Source organism: Pantoea sp. ANP04 (assembly GCF_041982285.1).
GTDB lineage: Bacteria > Pseudomonadota > Gammaproteobacteria > Enterobacterales > Enterobacteriaceae > Pantoea > Pantoea eucalypti.
Window position 1 is genome coordinate 456,594 of record NZ_JAUTYS010000002.1, and the last position, 18,742, is coordinate 475,335.

Below are 18,742 nucleotides of genomic sequence, written 5' to 3' on the forward strand. Positions count from 1 at the left end.
AAAAAACTAACTTTGAAAGATAATTCAGCACGGCGCTCTGACTCCTGAGTGCTTACGGCCATAAATATTTGGAAATATTGCCTGTTAATAGCTCTTTTTATGTGTGGATCTGTTTATGGCTGTTTTCGCCACAATGACTGCCGAAAAAGAGGATCTCGCGTGCAGAGTAATCTTCGGCAGGGATGGCTAAGGGGTGGTGGTATATTTCCATCCACCGCATATCCATAGCAGGATTAGTTGGTAGTTAACGCATAAAGGGAATGGCAGTGTAAGGCTATTCCATGCCAACAGAGTCTCTCTCATGAGCGCGTTAACAACAGCAGAATTGCCGGTCATCGATTTCGCATTATTGTCAGGTAATCAACAGCAGCAGCAACAGGTGCTGGAAAAGTTAAGCCAGGCCGCGCGTGATGTCGGTTTCTTCTATTTAATCAATCACGGCATCGACCGTGAATTATCAGATGAGGTTCAGGACGTCGCGCGGAAATTTTTTGCCCTGCCACAGGCGGAAAAATCCGCAGTAGCGATGGCTAACTCGCCTCATTTTCGTGGTTATAACCTGGCGGGCGTGGAAATAACCCGCAGCCAGCCCGACTATCGTGAGCAGTTCGATATTGGTGCGGAACGGGAAGCGCTGCCCGTTACTGCCGATTCCCCCACCTGGCAACGGATGCAGGGGCCGAATCAGTGGCCTGAAGGCTTACCTGAACTGCAAACCGTGGTCACCCGTTGGCAGCAGCAGATGACAGAGGTAGCGCTGGCGTTACTGCGCGCCTTTGCCCAGGCACTTAATCTGCCGCGCAACGCTTTCGACAACCTCTACGGCGACTATCCCAACGAACATATCAAACTGATTCGTTACCCGGGCCGCACCGAGGGCGAATCACGCCAGGGTGTTGGCGCGCATAAAGATTCCGGCTTCCTGACCATGCTGTTGCAGGATGACCAGCCGGGCCTGCAGGTTGAAGTGACACCGGACAACTGGATCGATGCGTCGCCGCTGCCGGGTACCTTTGTGGTGAACATTGGCGAACTGCTGGAGCTGGCGACCAACGGCTACCTGCGCGCGACGGTGCATCGCGTGGTCTCGCCACCTCAAAGCAGCGAGCGCTTATCCATCGCCTTCTTCCTGGGTGCCCAGCTGGATGCGGTGGTGCCAGTCTATCAACTGCCTCCTCAGCTGGCTCGGCTGGCGCAGGGACCGGGCAGCGATCCGCTTAACCCACTGCTGCGCGAAGTGGGCTGGAACTACCTCAAGGGCCGGCTGCGTTCGCATCCGGACGTCGCGCGGCGTTTCTATCCCGAACATAACACTCACTGATAACGATAAGAGATAAATGATGATTAAAAAGCGCTTTCTGGCCCTGGCCGGTCTTTCACTGCTGATTGCTCAAAGCTTACAGGCTGCACCGCTGCGCGTGGCGGCTGATCCCCTGCCGCACGCGGAAATCCTGGAGTATGTCAAAACTCTGGATCCTAAACTGGATATCAAAATTGTCGAGCTGAGCGGCGGCGTGAATGCCAATGAACTGCTGGCCGCCGGAGATGTGGATGCCAACTACTTCCAGCATCTGCCTTATCTGAAAGATCAGGAGAAAGCGCTGGGTAAAACCTTTGCCGTCGTTGCCAGCGTGCATATTGAGCCGCTGGGAATTTACTCGCGCAAGGTGAAATCACTGGCGGCGCTGCCAGAGGGTGCCAGCATTGCTGTGCCGAATAACAGCACCAACCTGAGCCGTGCACTGTGGCTGTTGCAGGACAAAGGCGTGATCAAGCTAAGCGCGAAGGGCGAGGCGGGTTCGACGCTGGTGACGCCGAAAGATATCAGTGAAAACCCGAAGAATATTAAAATCGTTGAGATTGAGTCGCCACAGCTGCCGCGCTCGCTGGATGATGTGGATGCCGCCGTGATTAATGGCAACTACGCGCTGGAAGCCGGGCTGACGCCCGCGAAAGATGCGCTGGGTCTGGAGTCCGCGGCCCATAACCCTTACGCCAACCTGCTGGTGACCACGCCTGAACGGGCTAAAGATCCGCGCGTGTTACAGCTGGCAAAAGATCTGCGCTCGCCGCAGGTGGCGGAATTTATCCGTAAAAATTATCAGGGCTCTGTGATTCCGGTTGCGGACGAGCAGCATGATTAAAATCAGCCATCTCAGTAAACATTACGCTGGCGCACCTGCGCCAGCTCTGGACGACATCTCACTCACCATCGAAGAGGGCACCATCTTTGGCATCCTCGGACGAAGCGGGGCGGGTAAAAGCACGCTGCTACGCTGCCTGAACCGGCTGGAAAGCCCTTCCAGCGGTCAGATTGAGATTGACGGACAGGATCTCGCCGCGATGTGCCTGGCGCAACTGCGTCAGCAGCGACAGCAGATGGGGATGATCTTCCAGCACTTCAATCTGCTGCATTCGCGCAATGTACAGGACAACGTCGATCTGGCGCTGGAGATTGCCGGGTTGCGAGCGGCGGAGCGGCGCCAGCGTGTGGCCTCGTTGCTGAAGCTGGTGGGGCTGGAATCGTCTGGCAAAGCCTGGCCGTCACAACTCTCAGGTGGGCAGAAACAGCGTGTCGGCATCGCCCGTGCGCTGGCCGCCCGACCCCGTTATCTGCTGTGTGATGAGGCCACCAGCGCGCTGGATCCCGAAACTACCACCTCGATTCTCGATTTGCTTGCCGACATTCAGCAGCAGCTCAACATCACCATTGTGTTGATCACCCATGAAATGGCGGTGGTGAAGCGGATTTGTGACGGCGCGGCACTGCTGGAGAATGGCCAGCTGGTTGAAAGCGGCAGCCTGAGCCAGATCATGGGACGTGAAGAGGGACGCCTGCGCAAAATGCTGCTGAGGGATGGCGAAGCAGACCGGGCGTTTATCAAAAAATATCAGCATGAGGCATTAACCCGATGCGTAGCATGAGTAGTGAGCGGTTTCAGGAACTGCTGCTGAATGCCACTGGCGAAACACTGTACATGGTGCTGCTGGCGGCACTTTTCACGGTCGCGATAGGGCTGCCGGTGGGTGTGATGCTGTTTCTGACCCGGCCAAAAGGCATTCTGCCCAATCGTGGGATTTCACTGCTGCTGAATACGCTGGTCAATACCGGACGCGCGTTGCCGTTTGTGGTGCTGCTGATTGCGCTGATCCCCTTTACCCGTCTGCTGGTCGGCACCACGCTGGGCAGCACTGCCGCCATTGTGCCGATTACGCTGGGCGCGTTTCCTTTCTTTGCCCGTATTGTGGAGAACGCGCTGGATGAGGTTGATCGCGGTCGCATTGAAGCGGTGGTATCAATGGGCGGCACGCTGTGGCATATCGTCAGCCGTGTGCTGCTGCCGGAAGCGCTACCCGCACTGGTGGCGGGCGTTACCCTGACGATTGTGATGCTCATTGGCTTCTCGGCGATGGCGGGCGTGGTCGGTGGCGGCGGACTGGGTGATCTGGCGATTCGTTACGGTTATCAGCGCTTCGACAACCAGATCATGGCGGCCACCATTGTGGTGCTGCTGGCGCTGGTAATGCTGATTCAGAAACTCGGCGACCGGCTGGTGCGCTCACTGGCTTATCGTCGGTAGGTTTTATATCTGACGCTGGCACAGAGCTCTGCAGATTGTTTTTAACGGTGAACAGGAAGGAAGCATTTTTATTCCGCCTGTGTTCAGACCATGTTGTGCGGACCCTTCCGGCATCAGGTGCGTTTAACCTGAGATGCGGTCTGCAAAAAGAGTTAACAGCGACGCTTGATAACCTACCAATAGTAACTTACCTTTAGTAGCTTAATGGCTGAACAGGTAAGGTGACGACGATGCATGCATTAATAGTGACTTCTCATCCCAATCAGGATGCGCATACCCACCGCGTGGCGGACCAGCTGGCGCAGGGCATTATCTCGACCGGCCAGCACACGGCTGAAAAAGCCGATCTGGCAGCTGAAAGATTTGATCCGCGTTTCACGCTCACCGACCACCGGCATTTCAACGGCCAGGCGGAGGCATCGCCGGATGTGCTGGCTGAACAGCAGCGGTTAAATCGCGCTGATGCGCTGGTGCTGGTCTATCCAGTTTACTGGTGGTCATTTCCTGCCCAGCTCAAAGGCTGGATAGATCGGGTTTTCATTGCCGGATGGGCCTTTGATGAACAGGAGGGTCGGATAGTGAAGCGCCTCAATCATCTTCCTGTGCATCTGATTGCAATCGGGGGCGCGGATACGCGAACTTTTCTGCGGCGCGGCTATTTCGGCAGCATGCGAAATCAGATTGATCACGGCATTTTTGACTACTGTGGCGCGCCGGTGGTGACCAGTGAACTGTTGCTAAGCGGCGATGAGGGTTATCCTGAGTCACACTATCAGCTGGCGCAGGCGTTGGGCCAGCGTCTGTTCCCCCACCAGGAAAAACATGACCGTTGAGAAAGTACCGCGGAAACGACTGTCACGTGAGGCCCGACGCAGGCAGTTGTCGGATGTCGCGTGGCAGATTTTGCAAACCGAAGGCAGCGAAGCGCTGACGCTGGCACGGGTCGGCGAAGCGGCGGGCGTCAGTAAACCGGTGGTTTACGATCATTTCACCACCCGTCATGGATTGCTGGCAGCGTTGTATGACGATTTTGATCGTCGCCAGACCGAGCGAATGGACGCGGCGATGAATGCTGCGCCGATGGTGATGCAGAAAAAAGCGGAAGTGCTGGCCGCCTGTTATGTGGATTGTGTGATGACTGAAGGACGTGAGATTCCAGAGTTGCTGTCAGCACTCAGCACCTCACCGGAACTGGCCGCCGTCAAACGCCACTATCAGCTCGATTTTATCGCCCGCTGTCAGCGCTGGTTTGCGCCCTTCGCTGGCAGCAGCGGGATACCAGAAGCAGGAATGTGGGGCTTGCTGGGGGGCGCGGATGCTATCGCCGCCGCCGTGACACGTGGCGATGTCGCTAAGCCGGAAGGCGAGCAGGCAATAACGGCCATGGTCGTCGCGCTGGTAACTGGCAGCCGTGCATCGGAGTCAGCGTAGGATAAAAAAGGCGGCCCGCAGGCCGCCGAATCATTCAACCACAACAGGCGTTGTGTAAGCAGTGGCAACGTACAATGATGATCGTTTAGCCTTTCACCCCGCCTGCGGTTAAACCGCTTACCAGCCAGCGCTGCGCCAGCAGGAACACCAGGGTGATCGGAATCGCGGAGAGCACCGCCGCGGCGGCAAAGTCTCCCCACAAATAGTTCTGCGGATTGAGATACTGTTGCATCCCGACCGCAAGGGTGTAGCTGTTGACGTCGCGCAGCAGCAGCGAAGCAACCGGCACTTCAGTGACCGCTGCGATAAACGCCAGAATAAACACCACCGCCAGAATCGGCACTGACAGCGGCAGCAGCACCAGCCGGAACGCCTGCCATGGTGTTGCGCCATCCAGCGCGGCGGCCTCTTCCAGTGATCCGTCGATGGTTTCGAAATACCCTTTAATCGTCCAGACATGCAGCGCGATGCCGCCCATATAGGCGAAGATTACGCCACCATGGGTATTCAGCCCGATAAACGGCAGATACTGACCGAGCCGATCAAAAAGCGCATAGAGCGCCACCAGTGACAGAACCGCCGGGAACATCTGGAATATCAGCATCCCTTTCAGCAGGCTGGCACGACCGGCAAAGCGCATACGCGCAAACGCATAGGCGCAGGTGGTCGAAAGTGCCACGATGCCTAGCGCGCTGATTGCAGCAATCTTGATCGAGTTCCATAACCATAACAGCACCGGAAAGGGCGGCGGTGTCACGCTTCCATCCGCATGTTCAACGCTGAAACCCAGCGCCAGCCGCCAGTGCTCCCAGGAGATCTGTTCCGGGATTAGGCTGCCGGTGGCGAAGTTACCGGATCGCAGTGAAATTGCGATAACCATGAGCAGCGGGAAGAGTATCGCCGCAATAAATACCAGCAGCAGCAGATGCGTGGTGAACAGACGCAGCCGTTGTGATTTGGGTTGTACCATAGCCATAACAACTCCTTAGTCGAACTTCATCCGCGAGGCTTTCAGGTTAATCACTGCCAGCGCACCCACCAGCAGGAAGATCAGCGTGGCGATGGCAGCCGCCAGACCAAAGTCCTGCCCGCCCCCGCCCTCAAAGGCGATGCGCCAGGTGTAGTTCACCAGCAAATCGGTATAACCGGCTGGCGTGGTCGTGCCAAGACGATCCGGTCCGCCGTTGGTCAGTAACTGTACCAGCACAAAGTTATTAAAATTGAAGGCAAAGCTGGCAATCATCAGCGGCATCAACGGCTTCAGCAACAGCGGCAGCGTAATCAGGAAGAAGTTCTGCAGCGGTCCTGCTCCGTCCATCGCCGAGGCTTCATAGAGATCATCGGGAATCGCTTTCAGCAGTCCCATGCAGAGGATCATCATGTAGGGATAGCCCAGCCAGGTGTTGACGATAATCAGCATGGTGCGTGCCAGCGTGGGATCGCTGAACCACGCAGGCTTCACGCCAAATAGCGCGCTGAGCATCACGTTGATCTCCCCAAAGCTCTGGTTAAACAGTCCTTTGAAAATCAAAATCGAGATAAACGCCGGTACCGCATAGGGCAGGATCAGCATCACCCGATAGATCGCTTTGCCGCGTAACGCTTCCCACTGCACCAGACAGGCCAGCACCATCCCGACGGCTACGGTCAGCACCACCGTGATGAGCGAGAAAAGCAGCGTCCAGCCAAATATCGCCAGGAACGGCTTCTGAATCCCTTCATCAGTAAACACCCGCACGAAGTTCTTCCAGCCGGTATTCACGGTAAATCCGGGGCTTAAGGTTTCGTTGCCCCACTTATTGTCCGCGTTCACGGCCTGATAGAAGCCGGTCTGCGGATTGGCGCGGTAATGCGTGCCGCTCTGCTGGTTGATCAGTTCATCTTTTGCGCCAACCCGATAGAGCGGCTGGGTGCCGGAGAACTGGCGGAGCGAACTCATGCGCAACTGACGCCCATCCGGCAACTCAGCGCGGATCTGGCTCAGTGCCTGGCGGTTAGTCGTGATAACCCTGAACGTCGCCCGTTCGCCAGCGGGTGGCGTGGCAGGCATCATTTTCAGAGTCTGTTCAGCGCCAAACTGAAAAGGCGGAGAGACGAAGTCTGCTTTGCCATCGTTCAGTACCAGTTGCCAGCGATCGCCTGCCGGGAACAGAGAAAAACTGACTGCCTCGCCCGACTGGAAAGTACGGCCAAGGAGTACCTGTTGCGCCCGCTCAAAGGTGAGCTGGTTAGTGCTACTGTAGTTGGTAAAAGCGATAGCGATGGTGCAGGCGAGGGGGAACAACACAAACAGCGACATTCCTGCCACGCCGGGATAGACATAACGCCACGCATAGGCGCGACGATTAGCAAAAATCCACAGCCCGGTTGCACTGAGGATCAGCGTCAGCAACGCAAACAGATATTCACCCTGCGCGTACATCAGTATCAGCAGATAGCCGACCAGCAGACAGCCGATTCCGATGAGAACGCCTTTCAGCAACAGACTGTGCGTTTTCGGTTTTCCTGACATGATGCGGTTTTCCTTAACGGTCACTCAAGCCGGGGATAACCCCGGCATGGGATTATTACTTCTTCAGGCGGGCCTGGGCATCTTTAAGCGCGGCGTCAACACTCTGACGACCGCCCAGCGCATTCAGCGTGGCGGTGCGCATCGCGTACCAGAAGGCCGCCATCTGCGGGATGTTTGGCATGATGTCGCCCTGTTTAGCGTTGCTCATGGTGGCGGCGATACGCGGATCTTTTTCCAGCGTCTGCTGGTAAGATTTCAACGCCACGGCACCCAGCGGCTTGTCTTTGTTAACCGTTTCCAGTCCGGAATCGGTCAGCAGATAGTTCTCCAGGAACTCTTTCGCCAGCTCTTTGTTAGGACTGGCGGCGTTGATCCCGGCGCTCAGCACGCCGACAAAGGCTTTCGATGGTTTGCCGTTCAGCGTTGGCAGTTCAGTGACGCCGTAGTCGATGCCGCTCTTGTCGAGGTTGCCCCACGCCCACGGACCATTAATGGTCATGGCGGTTTCGCCTTTGTTAAAGGCAGCCTCAGCAATGGAGTAATCGGTGTCGGCATTCAGGGTTTTGGCTTTAACCTGATCGACCAGGAACTGCATGCCCGCTTTCGCCCCGGCGTTATCGACGCCAACATCCTTCACGTCATAATGTCCATCGGTGAGCTTAAAGGCGTAAGCCCCGCCTGCGGCCAGCAGTGGCCAGGTGAAGTAGGGTTCCTGCAGGTTAAACATGATGGCGCTTTTGCCTTTGGCGCGCAGTTGCTTGTCGAGTCCGGCAATCTCTTCCCAGGTTTTCGGCGGGTTCGGTAGCAGTTTTTTGTTGTAAATCAGTGACAGCGACTCAACCGAAATCGGATAGCCAATCAGCTTACCGTCGAAGCGTACCGCGTCCCACGTGAACGGGAAGATTTTCTCGCGGAAGCTGGCGTCCGGCGTCACCTCCGCCAGCAGGCCCGACTGTGCGTAGCCGCCAAAGCGGTCATGTGCCCAGAAGATAATGTCCGGGCCATCGCCGGTCGCCGCGACCTGCGGATACTTCTCTTCCATTTTGTCAGGATGTTCGACCGTGACTTTAATGCCGGTCTCCTGCTCAAATTTCTTACCCACGTCGGCAAGGCCGTTGTAGCCCTTGTCACCGTTAATCCAGATGACCAGTTTACCTTCCTCAATTTTTGCCATCGCGCTTGCTGAAAAGAGCACAGCAGAGAGGGCAGAAAGGGCCAGAATGCGTGCTCCGGTTTTCGTCGTCATAAATCCATCCTGTTAGCGGAAGTGGTGAATGCTCTGTCGGCATCATTGTGCGTATCCACACCGGCATCTCATCCTCCTCCGCTCTACGCCCCTCAGCCTGCCTCTGTGATCCCACTGGCAAAAAGCGCCTTAAGCGGGTGCTTAAGCGGCAAAACAATCTTCGGGTCTGCGTTAGCGATCACAAAAAAGCGTGGCAAGGCGCGGGCTGACGCGTCAGCCCGTGTTTCTCCTCCTCCCGACTCCTCCCCCAGCAGTTTGCGTTACGGCGGAGGATGTTACCGATTGTTTCCTCTCGCATAGTGAGCCCCGGAACCCGTCTGCCGCTGAGCAGACACGATTATGCAGCTAAGAGGGAAGGGATCATGGCGAGCGTTGTGTTACGCAATGTCACGAAAGCCTGGGGCGAAACTGTGGTGTCGAAAGATATCGATCTCACTATTCGTGAAGGGGAATTTGTTGTATTCGTCGGCCCATCAGGCTGTGGAAAATCGACACTGCTGCGCATGATTGCCGGTCTGGAAACCATCACCAGCGGCGAGCTGTTAATCGGCGACCAGCGAATGAATGAAGTGCCACCTGCTGAGCGCGGCATTGGCATGGTGTTTCAATCCTATGCGCTCTATCCACACCTCTCCGTGGCGGAAAATATGTCTTTTGGCCTGAAGCTGGCCGGAGTGAAAAAAGCGGAGATCCATCAGCGCGTCAATCAGGTGGCAGAGATCCTTCAGCTGGCGCATCTGCTTGATCGCCGCCCTAAGGCCCTTTCCGGTGGGCAGCGTCAGCGCGTGGCAATTGGCCGTACGCTGGTGGCCGAACCCCGCGTCTTCCTGCTGGATGAACCGCTGTCAAACCTGGACGCCGCGCTGCGCGTCCAGATGCGCATTGAGATCTCCCGTCTGCATAAGCGCCTGAAACGCACCATGATTTATGTGACCCACGATCAGATCGAAGCGATGACGCTGGCTGACAAGATCGTGGTGCTCGATGCCGGGCGCATTGCGCAGGTCGGCAAACCGCTTGAGCTTTACCACTATCCCGCTAACCGCTTTGTCGCCGGATTTATCGGCTCACCCAAAATGAACTTCCTGCCGGTCAAAGTGACCGCCACCGCCATCGATCAGGTTCAGGTACGACTGCCGAATCAGCAACTGGTCTGGCTGCCGGTTGACAGTGCCGGCGTGCAGGTTGGCAGCAATATGTCACTGGGTATTCGCCCGGAACATCTGCTCTCCAGCGATATCGCCGACGTTACCCTGGAAGGGGAAGTGCAGGTGGTGGAACAGCTGGGGCATGAAACACAGATCCACATCGAGATTCCCGCTATCCGTCAAAACCTGGTCTACCGCCAGGAGGACGTCGTGCTGGTGAAAGAGGGCGCCATCCTCGGTATTGGCCTGCCGCCCGAGCGTTGTCACCTGTTCCGTGAGGACGGGAGCGCGTGCCGCAGGCTTTATCAGGAGCCGGGTGTATAGCCCTGCCAAAAACAATAAAAGCAATGACCTCAGGAGATAGAAAATGTTAACTCTGCGCAAACTTCCCATTGCCGTTGCCGTCGCGGTGGGCACCCTCTCCGCCCCAACGATGGCGGTTGATTTTACCGGTTACGCCCGTTCCGGCATTGGCTGGACGGGTAGCGGTGGCGAACAGCAATGTTTCCAGGCCACTGGCGCCCAAAGTAAGTACCGTCTGGGCAATGAATGTGAAACCTACGCTGAACTGAAATTAGGCCAGGAAGTGTGGAAAGAGGGCGACAAGAGCTTCTATTTCGACACCAACGTGGCTTACTCCGTGGCGCAGCAGAATGACTGGGAAGCGACATCACCTGCTTTCCGTGAGGCTAACGTCAAAGGTAAAAACCTGATTGATTCGCTGCCAGGGTCGACCATCTGGGCCGGTAAGCGTTTCTATCAGCGTCATGACGTCCACATGATCGACTTCTACTACTGGGATATCTCGGGTCCGGGCGCCGGTCTGGAAGATGTGGATCTCGGCTTCGGTAAACTCTCTTTCGCCGCAACCCGTTCGTCTGAAGCGGGCGGCTCGTACACCTTCTCCAGCGACCGTATCCGTGACTTCGCGACCAGCACCGCCAACGATGTGTTTGATGTGCGTCTGGCCGGACTGGAAACCAACCCGAACGGCGTGCTGGAACTGGGGGTCGATTATGGTCGTGCCAATGCCCGTGACGGCTACCGCATCGAAGATGGCGCATCGAAAGATGGCTGGATGTTCACGGCTGAACATACCCAGAGCATGCTGAAAGGTTACAACAAGTTTGTGCTGCAATACGCAACAGATGCGATGACTTCGCAGGGCAAAGGCGTGCCGCAGGGCACCAACCTCAATAACAACGGCAAGATGTACCGCGTGCTTGACCACGGTGCCATTTCGCTGGCAGAACGCTGGGACCTGATGTATGTCGCTATGTACCAGAACATCGATCTGGACAATAACCGGGGTACCGACTGGTACACCGTAGGTGTGCGCCCGATGTACAAATGGACGCCGATCATGAGCACATTGCTGGAACTGGGCTATGACAACGTAAAATCGCAGCAGGCTAATGAGCGCAACGGCCAGTACAAAGTGACACTGGCACAGCAGTGGCAGGCCGGTGACAGCATCTGGTCACGTCCGGCGCTGCGTCTGTTCGCAACCTACGCCAAATGGGATGAGAAGTGGGGCTACAACAAAGATGCCTCGGGCGATCTCACCTCCTTCGCCTCTGCGGACTCTACCGGCAACGGCATCCTGACCAACAGCCGTGGTAAAGATGACGAAGTGACCTTCGGCGCGCAGATGGAAATCTGGTGGTAAACCAATCCCTGTTCTGACGGGCGCGCCCCTGCGCCTGATGGATCACTTTGGTCGCGGTGTGCCATTGCCTGGTTCACGCCGCGACCTGCAATAAGGTACGCATAATGAAAATGAAAAAGCTGGCTGCACTCTGCCTGAGTGCGGCGTTACTGACAGGACATGCGCTTCCCGCCCTGGCGGAGGTCAATCTGGTGCCGCAGGATCTCTCTTCTGCACCCGTCGTGGCACCTGAAACATTGCAACGCCTGAGCTGGCAGCCGCTGGCGGCCTCTCAGACGCAGACTACAAAACTCGCCAACAGTGGACAGACGCTGAATGCACCTCACATTGCCGGGCCGGTCGCGGCTTACAGTCTGCCGGCAAATATCGGCGAACTGACGCTGACGCTGAGCAGTGAAGTGGCAAACGGTCGGGTTTTCGCACCGAACGTGCTGGTGCTGGATGAAAACCTGCGTCCTGCGGCCTGGTTCCCCAGCCGCTATTTCACTTATCAGAAGCCGGGCGTAATGGCGGCAGATCGGCTGGAAGGGGTGATGAAATTGACCCCGGCGCTGGGTCAGCAAAAAATCTACCTGCTGGTGTTTACCACCGACAGCGATCTGACCCAGACCACCACGCTGCTCGATCCAGCCAAGGCCTACGCAGAGGGCACTGGCCATGCCGTGCCGGATATTCCCGATCCGGTCGCCAGCCACAGCCGCGAAGGCACGATCAAGCTGAAGATGCAGACCAGTTCCGGCTCCTCGATTCTTGTCGGACCGCTGTTTGGTTCATCCGGCGCGAGTGCCGTCACCGTCGGCAATACTGCACCTGCGGCAGCGTACAGCGCAGCACCAGCGCCTGCACCGGCTGCAGCGCCCGCGCCAAAAGTCCGTGCGGAACCGATCATGAGCGACACCGAGAGTTACTTTAACCAGAAGATCACCCAGGCGGTGAACAGCGGCAATATCGACAAGGCGCTGAAACTGCTGGATGAAGCCGAGCGGCTAGGTTCCACCTCTGCACGGCAGACCTTTATCAGTAGTGTTAAAGGCAAGGGGTGAAGCTGCCCCGACGCTATTGATGTTGTCCCATCTGGTGCGCTGCGGCGCACCTTTTTTTGTTGTGGAGATCCTGATTGCAGTTTTTTTTGTGTGGCTTTACGCATTGCGTAAGTCAGGCTGTGGGCAATAGCGTTCGATGAATATAGGCTTCCTGAGCTGTTTCAGGGATGAATTTTCTGGCCATTTCAGGCGAAGTTACATGGCAACTCAGGCCCGAAATATCTTTCTGAAATCATGGGTATCGTGATGGCGGGTGAACCTGGGGTTATCACCCGTCGGAGTATTTCTGCTCCTGTGCATATCAGCCGCGAAGAGTGTGATATCTGGCAGGAAGTAAAACAGGGTGTCACTTTTCAGGCGATACGGAAAAGAGTAATCAGAAACTTTTAATGGTGACTGAGTAACAAAACAGTCGTGGTTGTCGCGATCAATGCATTTGCATTGCCAATGCACTTGCATTACTGTTGCGTTATCTTGTTTTTCCTGATGAGAATCTGAAATGGGAACGCTGACTCATACCAACATCTCTCTGCGCGCTACATCAAAACTGACAGCCCGCAGCCAGACCACTATCCCTGCCGCAGTTCGTGATGCGATGAATCTGCAACCTGGTGAGAATATCGAATACGCTGTTCTGCCTGGCGGCAAAGTCCTTATTACCCGTCAGGAAACGGTGACTGATGATGATCCGGTGATGGCGAGCTTTCTGAGTTTTCTTGCTGCTGATATGTGCAACACGCCTTCAAATATCAAAACGCTGGATCGAGGATTATTAACTCGCATTACTTCGTTGACCGAAGGTATGGACGTTGATTTGGATGCTCCACTCATGGACGATGAGTAATCAGGTATGGAAGATGGCACGGTTATGAATGGATGGCACGTTTATGTTCATCCCTGTTTTGAATCACAGCTGATTGCGCTGACCAATGAAGTGGAGTCACTCAGGGCTAAATATCCTGAAAGTTACCAGCGAAAAGCGACGACTAAGCTTTTAGCCGCGGTGTTTAAAGTTATCAATAGTGAGATTTGCGCCGATCCACATCATGCAATGTTTCGCCAGGGCGATACGCTGGGAGAACAAAATAAGCATTGGTTCCGTGCGAAGTTTTTAATGCAGTATCGTTTGTTCTTTAGATTCAGCGAACAACATAAAACCATTATCCTTGCATGGATGAATGACGCCGAGACCAAACGTGCCTATGGCAGTAAACGTGACGCTTATAAAGTATTTTCAGGAATGTTGCATAACGGCTACCCACCAGACGACTGGGCATTGCTGTTAAAGCAATCTCAGGATTGGGATAATACAAACTCGTAAGTGTCATAAATCCTGACCACGATCCTGTTTGTGTTTTCAGACGCCTTGCTCAGGGGTAATTCATCTCTGATGAAAGGCGCTGAGTAAAATAGCAGCGTGCGAGCCGTTGGCGGCCCGCACGCTGTAATAACTGAAAATTATGTAAATCAGGCGGCGTCAGACACGCGTCTGAGTCACGCGTTAATCTTCAACCACGCACTGACCGCTTCCGTCGCGCCGTCAAATCGCGCAACAACCTTTCGGTCTCCGAATTACTGAATAGCGTCTCCAGCGGCACGCTCAGCTTGCGTCGCCAGTTCGGATATTCGTCGCTGGTACCAGGGATGTTCACCGGCGCGGCCATATCCAGCCAGTCCTCCGGTTGCAGTCCCAGCAGGGCGCTGTGACTGTCGGCCAGATAGCGCTGCATCGCCCGGTTTAATGCTTTGCTCATGCCGGTGCGGCGTGCATCGCGTCCGGCACGTTTCGGCAGCGCGCCGACCCGATGCAAACTGTTCAGCAGCGCCTGCTTTGCCCGAAGTCGATCCTGATACAACCCGGCCAGCACCACTTTGTCCGGATAAAGACCGAGTTGCGCGCCGGTAGTCAGATCGTCACTTTGCCACCAGCCGCGCAGTGTCGGGAGATCGTGTGTGGTGGCAACGGCCATCGCCTGCCGTGGCCAACTGGCGGGCGGTCTAAAACCGGCTTCTGAGGTCTGTTCAAACCAGAGCACCTTGTAGGAGTAAACCCCGCCATCCCGCAGCTTATCGACAATCGCTTCCGGAACGGTGCCCAGGTCTTCGCCAATCACCATGCAGCGATGACGCTGGCTTTCCAGCGCCAGAATCGCCATCAGATCGTCAATCGGGTAGTGCACATACGCCCCGTGCCTCGCGCCTTCGCCAGCGGGAATCCACCACAGCCGCATTAGCGCCATCACATGATCAATACGCAGTGCGCCGCAGTGGCGCATATTGGCGCGCAGCAGGGCAATCCACGGCTCCCAGGCACGCTGATGCATCACCTGCGGATCCATGGGCGGCAACCCCCAATCCTGACCGCGTGGGCCGAGAATATCAGGCGGTGCACCGATGCTGGCCTCCATGCAGTAAAGATCCCGCTCACTCCAGGTCTCTGCGCCACCCTGCGCGACGCCCACCGCCAGATCGCGGTACAGTCCGATGGGCATCTGCTGCTGCTGGCAGCTGTTCCAGCAGTTTTCAAACTGCTGCGCGGCCAGCCACTGCAGCCACAGCCAGAAACGCACCTGATCCTCATGCTGTTTCAAAAATGTCTGCACCGCAGGGCTGCCAGGATGCTGTAGCGCCTCCGGCCAGACCGGCCAGCCCCAGCGCCCGCTATCCTGCGCCATCTGGTCGGCATGCAGCGCATCAAACAGCGCCTGATGCTGCAGGCTTTCGCCACCTTCCTGGATAAACGCATTAAACGCCTGCACCTCAGGATCAGCGGCATCACGCTGGATAAACTGCGGCCACGCCAGGCTCAGCGCCTGAATTTTCAGCCGGGCTACCGCAGCATAATCGACCCATTCAGTTGCGCGAGCCTGCGCCAGCGTCTGCTGCGTTTCGGGCAGTTGCCACCAGGTTTGCGCGACCGCGCTCAACTGGAAGTCAGTGACCGCGTTCACATCGATGTAAAGCACATTGAGCCAGCGCCGGGACGAGGGGCTGTAAGGGCTGGCGTTTTCCGGGCTGGAGGGAAACAGCGCATGGATAGGGTTAAGGCCGATAAACGCGCCGCCGCGTGCCGCAACGTCTGGCAGCATCCGGCGCAGGTCGCCAAAGTCGCCAATGCCCCAGTTCTGCGCAGAACGCAGGGTGTAGAGCTGCACGCAGGCGCCCCACAATGATTCACCCTTCAACAGTGCTGGCGGTTCATAACAGCGGGCCGGGGCGATAATCACCCGGCACGACCACTGCTGCGTGCCCTGTTGCAGCGTCAGCTGATGATAGCCTTCGGGCAGCGGCGGCAGATGCAGTGGCTGCGCGGGCTGGCAGCGACCCGAGCTCATCTCACCCGACTCGTGGGTGAGATGCCAGTGTGCATCGTCACTCAGCTGTGGCGACAGGCTCAGCAGATCGCCGCTGCGGAAAATCACCACGGGTGGCAGCGGCGTGCTCAGCGGATGCGGAGGCTGCATCACCGCCAGCAAACGCTGGCGGGTCAGGGTCGGGATCGCCTGTGGCTTGCCGTGCGCATTGATATACTCAGCAGCGATGCCCGCCAGGGAAAAATCATCCATAACCGGATCTGTTTTCATGGCGTTCCTTAGCGTTTCGCTTGCCAGATGCGTTGCTGATAATCGCGGATTGCGCGATCGGAACTGAACATGCCACAGCGGGCAGTATTCAGGATGGTGGCACGCGTCCAGGCCTCCTGATCGCTCCACAGCCGTTCAACCTGCGCCTGCGCGTCCAGGTAGGGCTGGAAGTCAGCCAGAACAAGATAAGGATCGCCGCCTTCCGGGCCGAGACTGTGCAGCATCGCGTCAAAAGCGTGGAGGTCGCCCTGGCTGAAGGTGCCATCTTCAAGCGCTTGTAACACCTGATTGAGCTGTGGATCTTTTGTGCGCCACTGATCCGGGGCATAGCCGCCCGTTTTTAACGCCACCACCTGTTCCACGGTATGCCCGAATATAAAGATATTTTCGCTGCCGACCTGTTCGGCGATCTCGACGTTGGCCCCATCCATTGTGCCGATGGTCAGCGCACCGTTAAGCGCCAGCTTCATGTTGCCGGTGCCGGAGGCCTCTTTACCGGCAGTAGAAATTTGTTCAGAAAGGTCGGCGGCCGGAATCAGGCGCTCGGCGACGGAGACGTTGTAATCGGGAATAAACACCACCTTCAGGCGGTCGCCGATGCGCGGATCCTGATTGATCACTTCGGCCACTTTGTTGATGGCGTAGATGATGTTTTTCGCCAGCGCATAGCCCGGCGCGGCTTTGGCACCAAACAGCACCACGCGCGGTGCACGGTTCGCCTGCGGATCGGTGACCAGCGTCTGCCACAGTGCAATGATGTGCAGCAGGCTCAGATGCTGACGTTTGTACTCATGCAGGCGCTTAATCTGTACATCAAACAGCGCGGTGGGGTTGATCTCAATACCCGTCCGGTTTTTGATCCACCCGACCAGTGCCTGCTTATTCTGCTGTTTGATGGCGCGATATTCCGCGCGGAACGTGGCGTCATCCGCAAAAGCTTCCAGTCCCTGCAGGGCATCAAGATCGTTCAACCAGGGCTTTTGCAGCGTTCGGCTAATCAACGCACTCAGCGCCGGGTTGCACTGATTAATCCAGCGGCGCGGTGTAATGCCATTGGTCACGTTATGGAATTTTTCCGGCCACATCTGGTGATATTCCGGGAAGAGATCCTGCACTACCAGTTTTGAGTGCAGTGCCGCCACACCATTGACCGCGAAGCCGCTGGTGACGCAAAGGTTGGCCATGCGGAGCTGGTTATTGTGCACCAGTGCCAGTTTTGCCCACTTTGCGTCATCATCCGGCCAGCGTGCGGTGACTGCCGTTTTCAGCTGCGCGTTCAGGGTATTAATGATCATCATATGGCGCGGTAGCAGGCTGCGCACCAGTCGCACATCCCAGCATTCCAGCGCTTCCGGCATCAGCGTATGGTTGGTGTAGGCAAAGGTGTGTTGGGTGATCTGCCAGGCGCGATCCCAGCTAAGCTGATGCTCATCCAGCAGCAGACGCATCAGCTCCGGGATCGCCAGCGTCGGATGGGTGTCGTTAAGCTGGATCACTTCATGGTCAGCCAGGGTTTCGATGTTGCGTCCGGCCAGATGGTGACGACGCAGAATGTCAGCCAGCGCACAGGCGCACTGGAAATATTGCTGCATCAGACGCAGTTTTTTACCGTTCTGATGATTGTCATTGGGATAGAGCACTTTGGTGAGTTTTTCTGCATCAATGCCCTGTTGCTCCGCACGCAAAAAATCGCCGTCGTTAAAGCGGCTGAGGTTGAACGGCTGAACATGTTTCGCCTGCCATAAACGCAGTGGCTGGCTGATGCCATTCTCATAACCTACTACCGGTAGATCCCAGGCTTCCCCGACCAGTTCAACTGCCGGTTGCCACTGCGGCTCACCTTCGACAGTGATCACTTTACCGCCCAGACCGACGCGCACGTTCAGCGCAGCGTTATGGTTAAACCACGGATAGCGATCGCGCTGCCAGTCATCCGGCCCTTCAATCTGCGCGCCCTGTTCGAAACGCTGGCGGAAAAGACCATATTGATAGTTCAGACCATAGCCCGTGGCAGGCTGACCCACATTTGCCATAGAATCCAGAAAACAGGCCGCCAGGCGACCCAGACCGCCATTGCCCAGCGCCGGATCGGTTTCGTTTTCCAGCACGTCGGTGAGTGAGACATTCCAGGCGGCCAGCGCATTATTCACCGCGTCATACCAGCCCAGATTCAGCAGATTGTTGCCGGTCAGGCGACCTATCAAAAACTCCATCGACAGATAGTTAACATGGCGCAGTTCAGTTGTAGCCGGGCGACCTGGCTGCGCCGCCAGCATATCGGCCAGTGCACCGCTGAGGGCCTGCCACCACTGCGACGGGTTCATCTCCTGCGCGTCGTGCAGGCCAAAACGCTGCCACTGACGGGTCAGGGCAGCAGTAAACTGAGTCGGGTTAAAATCGGGCTGTGTCATGATTGATGTCCTGAAAAAAAGAAAGTGGGTCAATGTGGTCACAGTGTGCCCGGGCGGAAATCATCACTCATCCTCCCGAAAAGGATTAGGGCAGGAGGATAGGGAGGGTGGAGAGAA

General features: G+C 56.5%; 16 protein-coding genes. 11 read left to right on the forward strand and 5 right to left on the reverse strand.

The genetic code is table 11. The features are described 5' to 3' along the window. Positions 1 to 301: 301 nt before the first annotated feature. From Q7C21_RS04640 to Q7C21_RS04665, 6 genes are all read left to right on the forward strand, one after another. Positions 302 to 1,321, forward strand: coding sequence for an isopenicillin N synthase family oxygenase (locus tag Q7C21_RS04640; RefSeq protein ID WP_105099691.1), 1,020 nt, complete (start codon positions 302 to 304; stop codon positions 1,319 to 1,321). A 19-nt stretch (positions 1,322 to 1,340) separates the two neighbouring features. Continuing rightward, entirely contained in the window at positions 1,341 to 2,144 is an 804-nt protein-coding gene (locus tag Q7C21_RS04645) for a MetQ/NlpA family ABC transporter substrate-binding protein (protein ID WP_375150479.1), read from the forward strand. Then, complete coding sequence (locus tag Q7C21_RS04650; RefSeq protein WP_105099693.1) at positions 2,137 to 2,925, forward strand: methionine ABC transporter ATP-binding protein; 789 nt, start codon at positions 2,137 to 2,139, stop codon at positions 2,923 to 2,925. Before Q7C21_RS04645 ends, Q7C21_RS04650 begins: the two co-directional genes overlap by 8 nt. Beyond that, complete coding sequence (locus tag Q7C21_RS04655) at positions 2,913 to 3,581, forward strand: methionine ABC transporter permease (protein ID WP_008924728.1); 669 nt, start codon at positions 2,913 to 2,915, stop codon at positions 3,579 to 3,581. The genes Q7C21_RS04650 and Q7C21_RS04655 overlap by 13 nt, the downstream gene beginning before the upstream one ends. Positions 3,582 to 3,811: 230 nt before the next feature. Beyond that, positions 3,812 to 4,414 (forward strand): NAD(P)H-dependent oxidoreductase, encoded by a 603-nt coding sequence (locus Q7C21_RS04660; protein WP_003851520.1) that lies wholly within the window; start codon positions 3,812 to 3,814, stop codon positions 4,412 to 4,414. Continuing rightward, on the forward strand, positions 4,404 to 5,012 hold the full coding sequence (locus tag Q7C21_RS04665) for a TetR/AcrR family transcriptional regulator (protein ID WP_003851519.1): 609 nt from the start codon (positions 4,404 to 4,406) through the stop codon (positions 5,010 to 5,012). Before Q7C21_RS04660 ends, Q7C21_RS04665 begins: the two co-directional genes overlap by 11 nt. An 85-nt stretch (positions 5,013 to 5,097) precedes the next feature. Here the strand turns inward: Q7C21_RS04665 and malG are convergent, their stop codons facing one another. Genes malG through malE form a run of 3 tightly spaced genes read right to left on the reverse strand, consistent with a single transcriptional unit; the run spans position 5,098 to position 8,770 of the window. After that, positions 5,098 to 5,988: a maltose ABC transporter permease MalG gene (gene malG / locus Q7C21_RS04670; protein ID WP_003851518.1), complete on the reverse strand. Its 891-nt coding sequence runs from the start codon at positions 5,986 to 5,988 to the stop codon at positions 5,098 to 5,100. A gap of 9 nt (positions 5,989 to 5,997) precedes the next feature. Further along, positions 5,998 to 7,524 (reverse strand): maltose ABC transporter permease MalF, encoded by a 1,527-nt coding sequence (gene malF, locus Q7C21_RS04675; protein ID WP_003851515.1) that lies wholly within the window; start codon positions 7,522 to 7,524, stop codon positions 5,998 to 6,000. A 55-nt stretch (positions 7,525 to 7,579) separates the two neighbouring features. After that, complete coding sequence (malE, locus tag Q7C21_RS04680; protein ID WP_283543582.1) at positions 7,580 to 8,770, reverse strand: maltose/maltodextrin ABC transporter substrate-binding protein MalE; 1,191 nt, start codon at positions 8,768 to 8,770, stop codon at positions 7,580 to 7,582. A gap of 362 nt (positions 8,771 to 9,132) precedes the next feature. Here malE and malK point away from each other — a divergent pair, with 362 nt between their 5' ends. The 5 genes from malK to Q7C21_RS04705 all read left to right on the forward strand — a co-directional run bounded on the left by malK (position 9,133) and on the right by Q7C21_RS04705 (position 13,951). Next, positions 9,133 to 10,242: a maltose/maltodextrin ABC transporter ATP-binding protein MalK gene (gene malK / locus Q7C21_RS04685; protein ID WP_003851511.1), complete on the forward strand. Its 1,110-nt coding sequence runs from the start codon at positions 9,133 to 9,135 to the stop codon at positions 10,240 to 10,242. A gap of 43 nt (positions 10,243 to 10,285) precedes the next feature. After that, on the forward strand, positions 10,286 to 11,587 hold the full coding sequence (locus Q7C21_RS04690; protein WP_105099698.1) for a maltoporin: 1,302 nt from the start codon (positions 10,286 to 10,288) through the stop codon (positions 11,585 to 11,587). A 104-nt stretch (positions 11,588 to 11,691) separates the two neighbouring features. Further along, positions 11,692 to 12,630, forward strand: coding sequence for a maltose operon protein MalM (gene malM / locus Q7C21_RS04695; RefSeq protein WP_375150454.1), 939 nt, complete (start codon positions 11,692 to 11,694; stop codon positions 12,628 to 12,630). A 499-nt stretch (positions 12,631 to 13,129) separates the two neighbouring features. After that, on the forward strand, positions 13,130 to 13,474 hold the full coding sequence (locus Q7C21_RS04700; protein ID WP_003851503.1) for a type II toxin-antitoxin system PrlF family antitoxin: 345 nt from the start codon (positions 13,130 to 13,132) through the stop codon (positions 13,472 to 13,474). Between the two features lie 6 nt (positions 13,475 to 13,480). Further along, positions 13,481 to 13,951: a type II toxin-antitoxin system YhaV family toxin gene (locus tag Q7C21_RS04705; RefSeq protein ID WP_375150455.1), complete on the forward strand. Its 471-nt coding sequence runs from the start codon at positions 13,481 to 13,483 to the stop codon at positions 13,949 to 13,951. Positions 13,952 to 14,138: 187 nt separating this feature from the next. Here the strand turns inward: Q7C21_RS04705 and malQ are convergent, their stop codons facing one another. Continuing rightward, a complete protein-coding gene (gene malQ, locus Q7C21_RS04710; protein WP_375150456.1) occupies positions 14,139 to 16,214 on the reverse strand; it encodes a 4-alpha-glucanotransferase in 2,076 nt (691 codons plus the stop codon). Positions 16,215 to 16,222: 8 nt separating this feature from the next. Then, entirely contained in the window at positions 16,223 to 18,625 is a 2,403-nt protein-coding gene (gene malP / locus Q7C21_RS04715) for a maltodextrin phosphorylase (RefSeq protein WP_375150457.1), read from the reverse strand. Positions 18,626 to 18,742: the final 117 nt, after the last annotated feature.

Bases quoted from the DNA above. Each gene is read 5' to 3' on its own strand.
- Q7C21_RS04700 (WP_003851503.1), top strand. From the start codon at position 13,130: ATGGGAACGCTGACTCATACCAACATCTCTCTGCGCGCTACATCAAAA.
- malP (WP_375150457.1), bottom strand. From the start codon at position 18,625: ATGACACAGCCCGATTTTAACCCGACTCAGTTTACTGCTGCCCTGACC.
- malE (WP_283543582.1), bottom strand. From the start codon at position 8,770: ATGACGACGAAAACCGGAGCACGCATTCTGGCCCTTTCTGCCCTCTCT.
- Q7C21_RS04640 (WP_105099691.1), top strand. From the start codon at position 302: ATGAGCGCGTTAACAACAGCAGAATTGCCGGTCATCGATTTCGCATTA.
- malM (WP_375150454.1), top strand. From the start codon at position 11,692: ATGAAAATGAAAAAGCTGGCTGCACTCTGCCTGAGTGCGGCGTTACTG.
- Q7C21_RS04665 (WP_003851519.1), top strand. From the start codon at position 4,404: ATGACCGTTGAGAAAGTACCGCGGAAACGACTGTCACGTGAGGCCCGA.
- Q7C21_RS04655 (WP_008924728.1), top strand. From the start codon at position 2,913: ATGCGTAGCATGAGTAGTGAGCGGTTTCAGGAACTGCTGCTGAATGCC.
- Q7C21_RS04690 (WP_105099698.1), top strand. From the start codon at position 10,286: ATGTTAACTCTGCGCAAACTTCCCATTGCCGTTGCCGTCGCGGTGGGC.
- Q7C21_RS04645 (WP_375150479.1), top strand. From the start codon at position 1,341: ATGATTAAAAAGCGCTTTCTGGCCCTGGCCGGTCTTTCACTGCTGATT.
- Q7C21_RS04660 (WP_003851520.1), top strand. From the start codon at position 3,812: ATGCATGCATTAATAGTGACTTCTCATCCCAATCAGGATGCGCATACC.
- Q7C21_RS04705 (WP_375150455.1), top strand. From the start codon at position 13,481: ATGGAAGATGGCACGGTTATGAATGGATGGCACGTTTATGTTCATCCC.
- Q7C21_RS04650 (WP_105099693.1), top strand. From the start codon at position 2,137: ATGATTAAAATCAGCCATCTCAGTAAACATTACGCTGGCGCACCTGCG.
- malG (WP_003851518.1), bottom strand. From the start codon at position 5,988: ATGGCTATGGTACAACCCAAATCACAACGGCTGCGTCTGTTCACCACG.
- malQ (WP_375150456.1), bottom strand. From the start codon at position 16,214: ATGAAAACAGATCCGGTTATGGATGATTTTTCCCTGGCGGGCATCGCT.
- malK (WP_003851511.1), top strand. From the start codon at position 9,133: ATGGCGAGCGTTGTGTTACGCAATGTCACGAAAGCCTGGGGCGAAACT.
- malF (WP_003851515.1), bottom strand. From the start codon at position 7,524: ATGTCAGGAAAACCGAAAACGCACAGTCTGTTGCTGAAAGGCGTTCTC.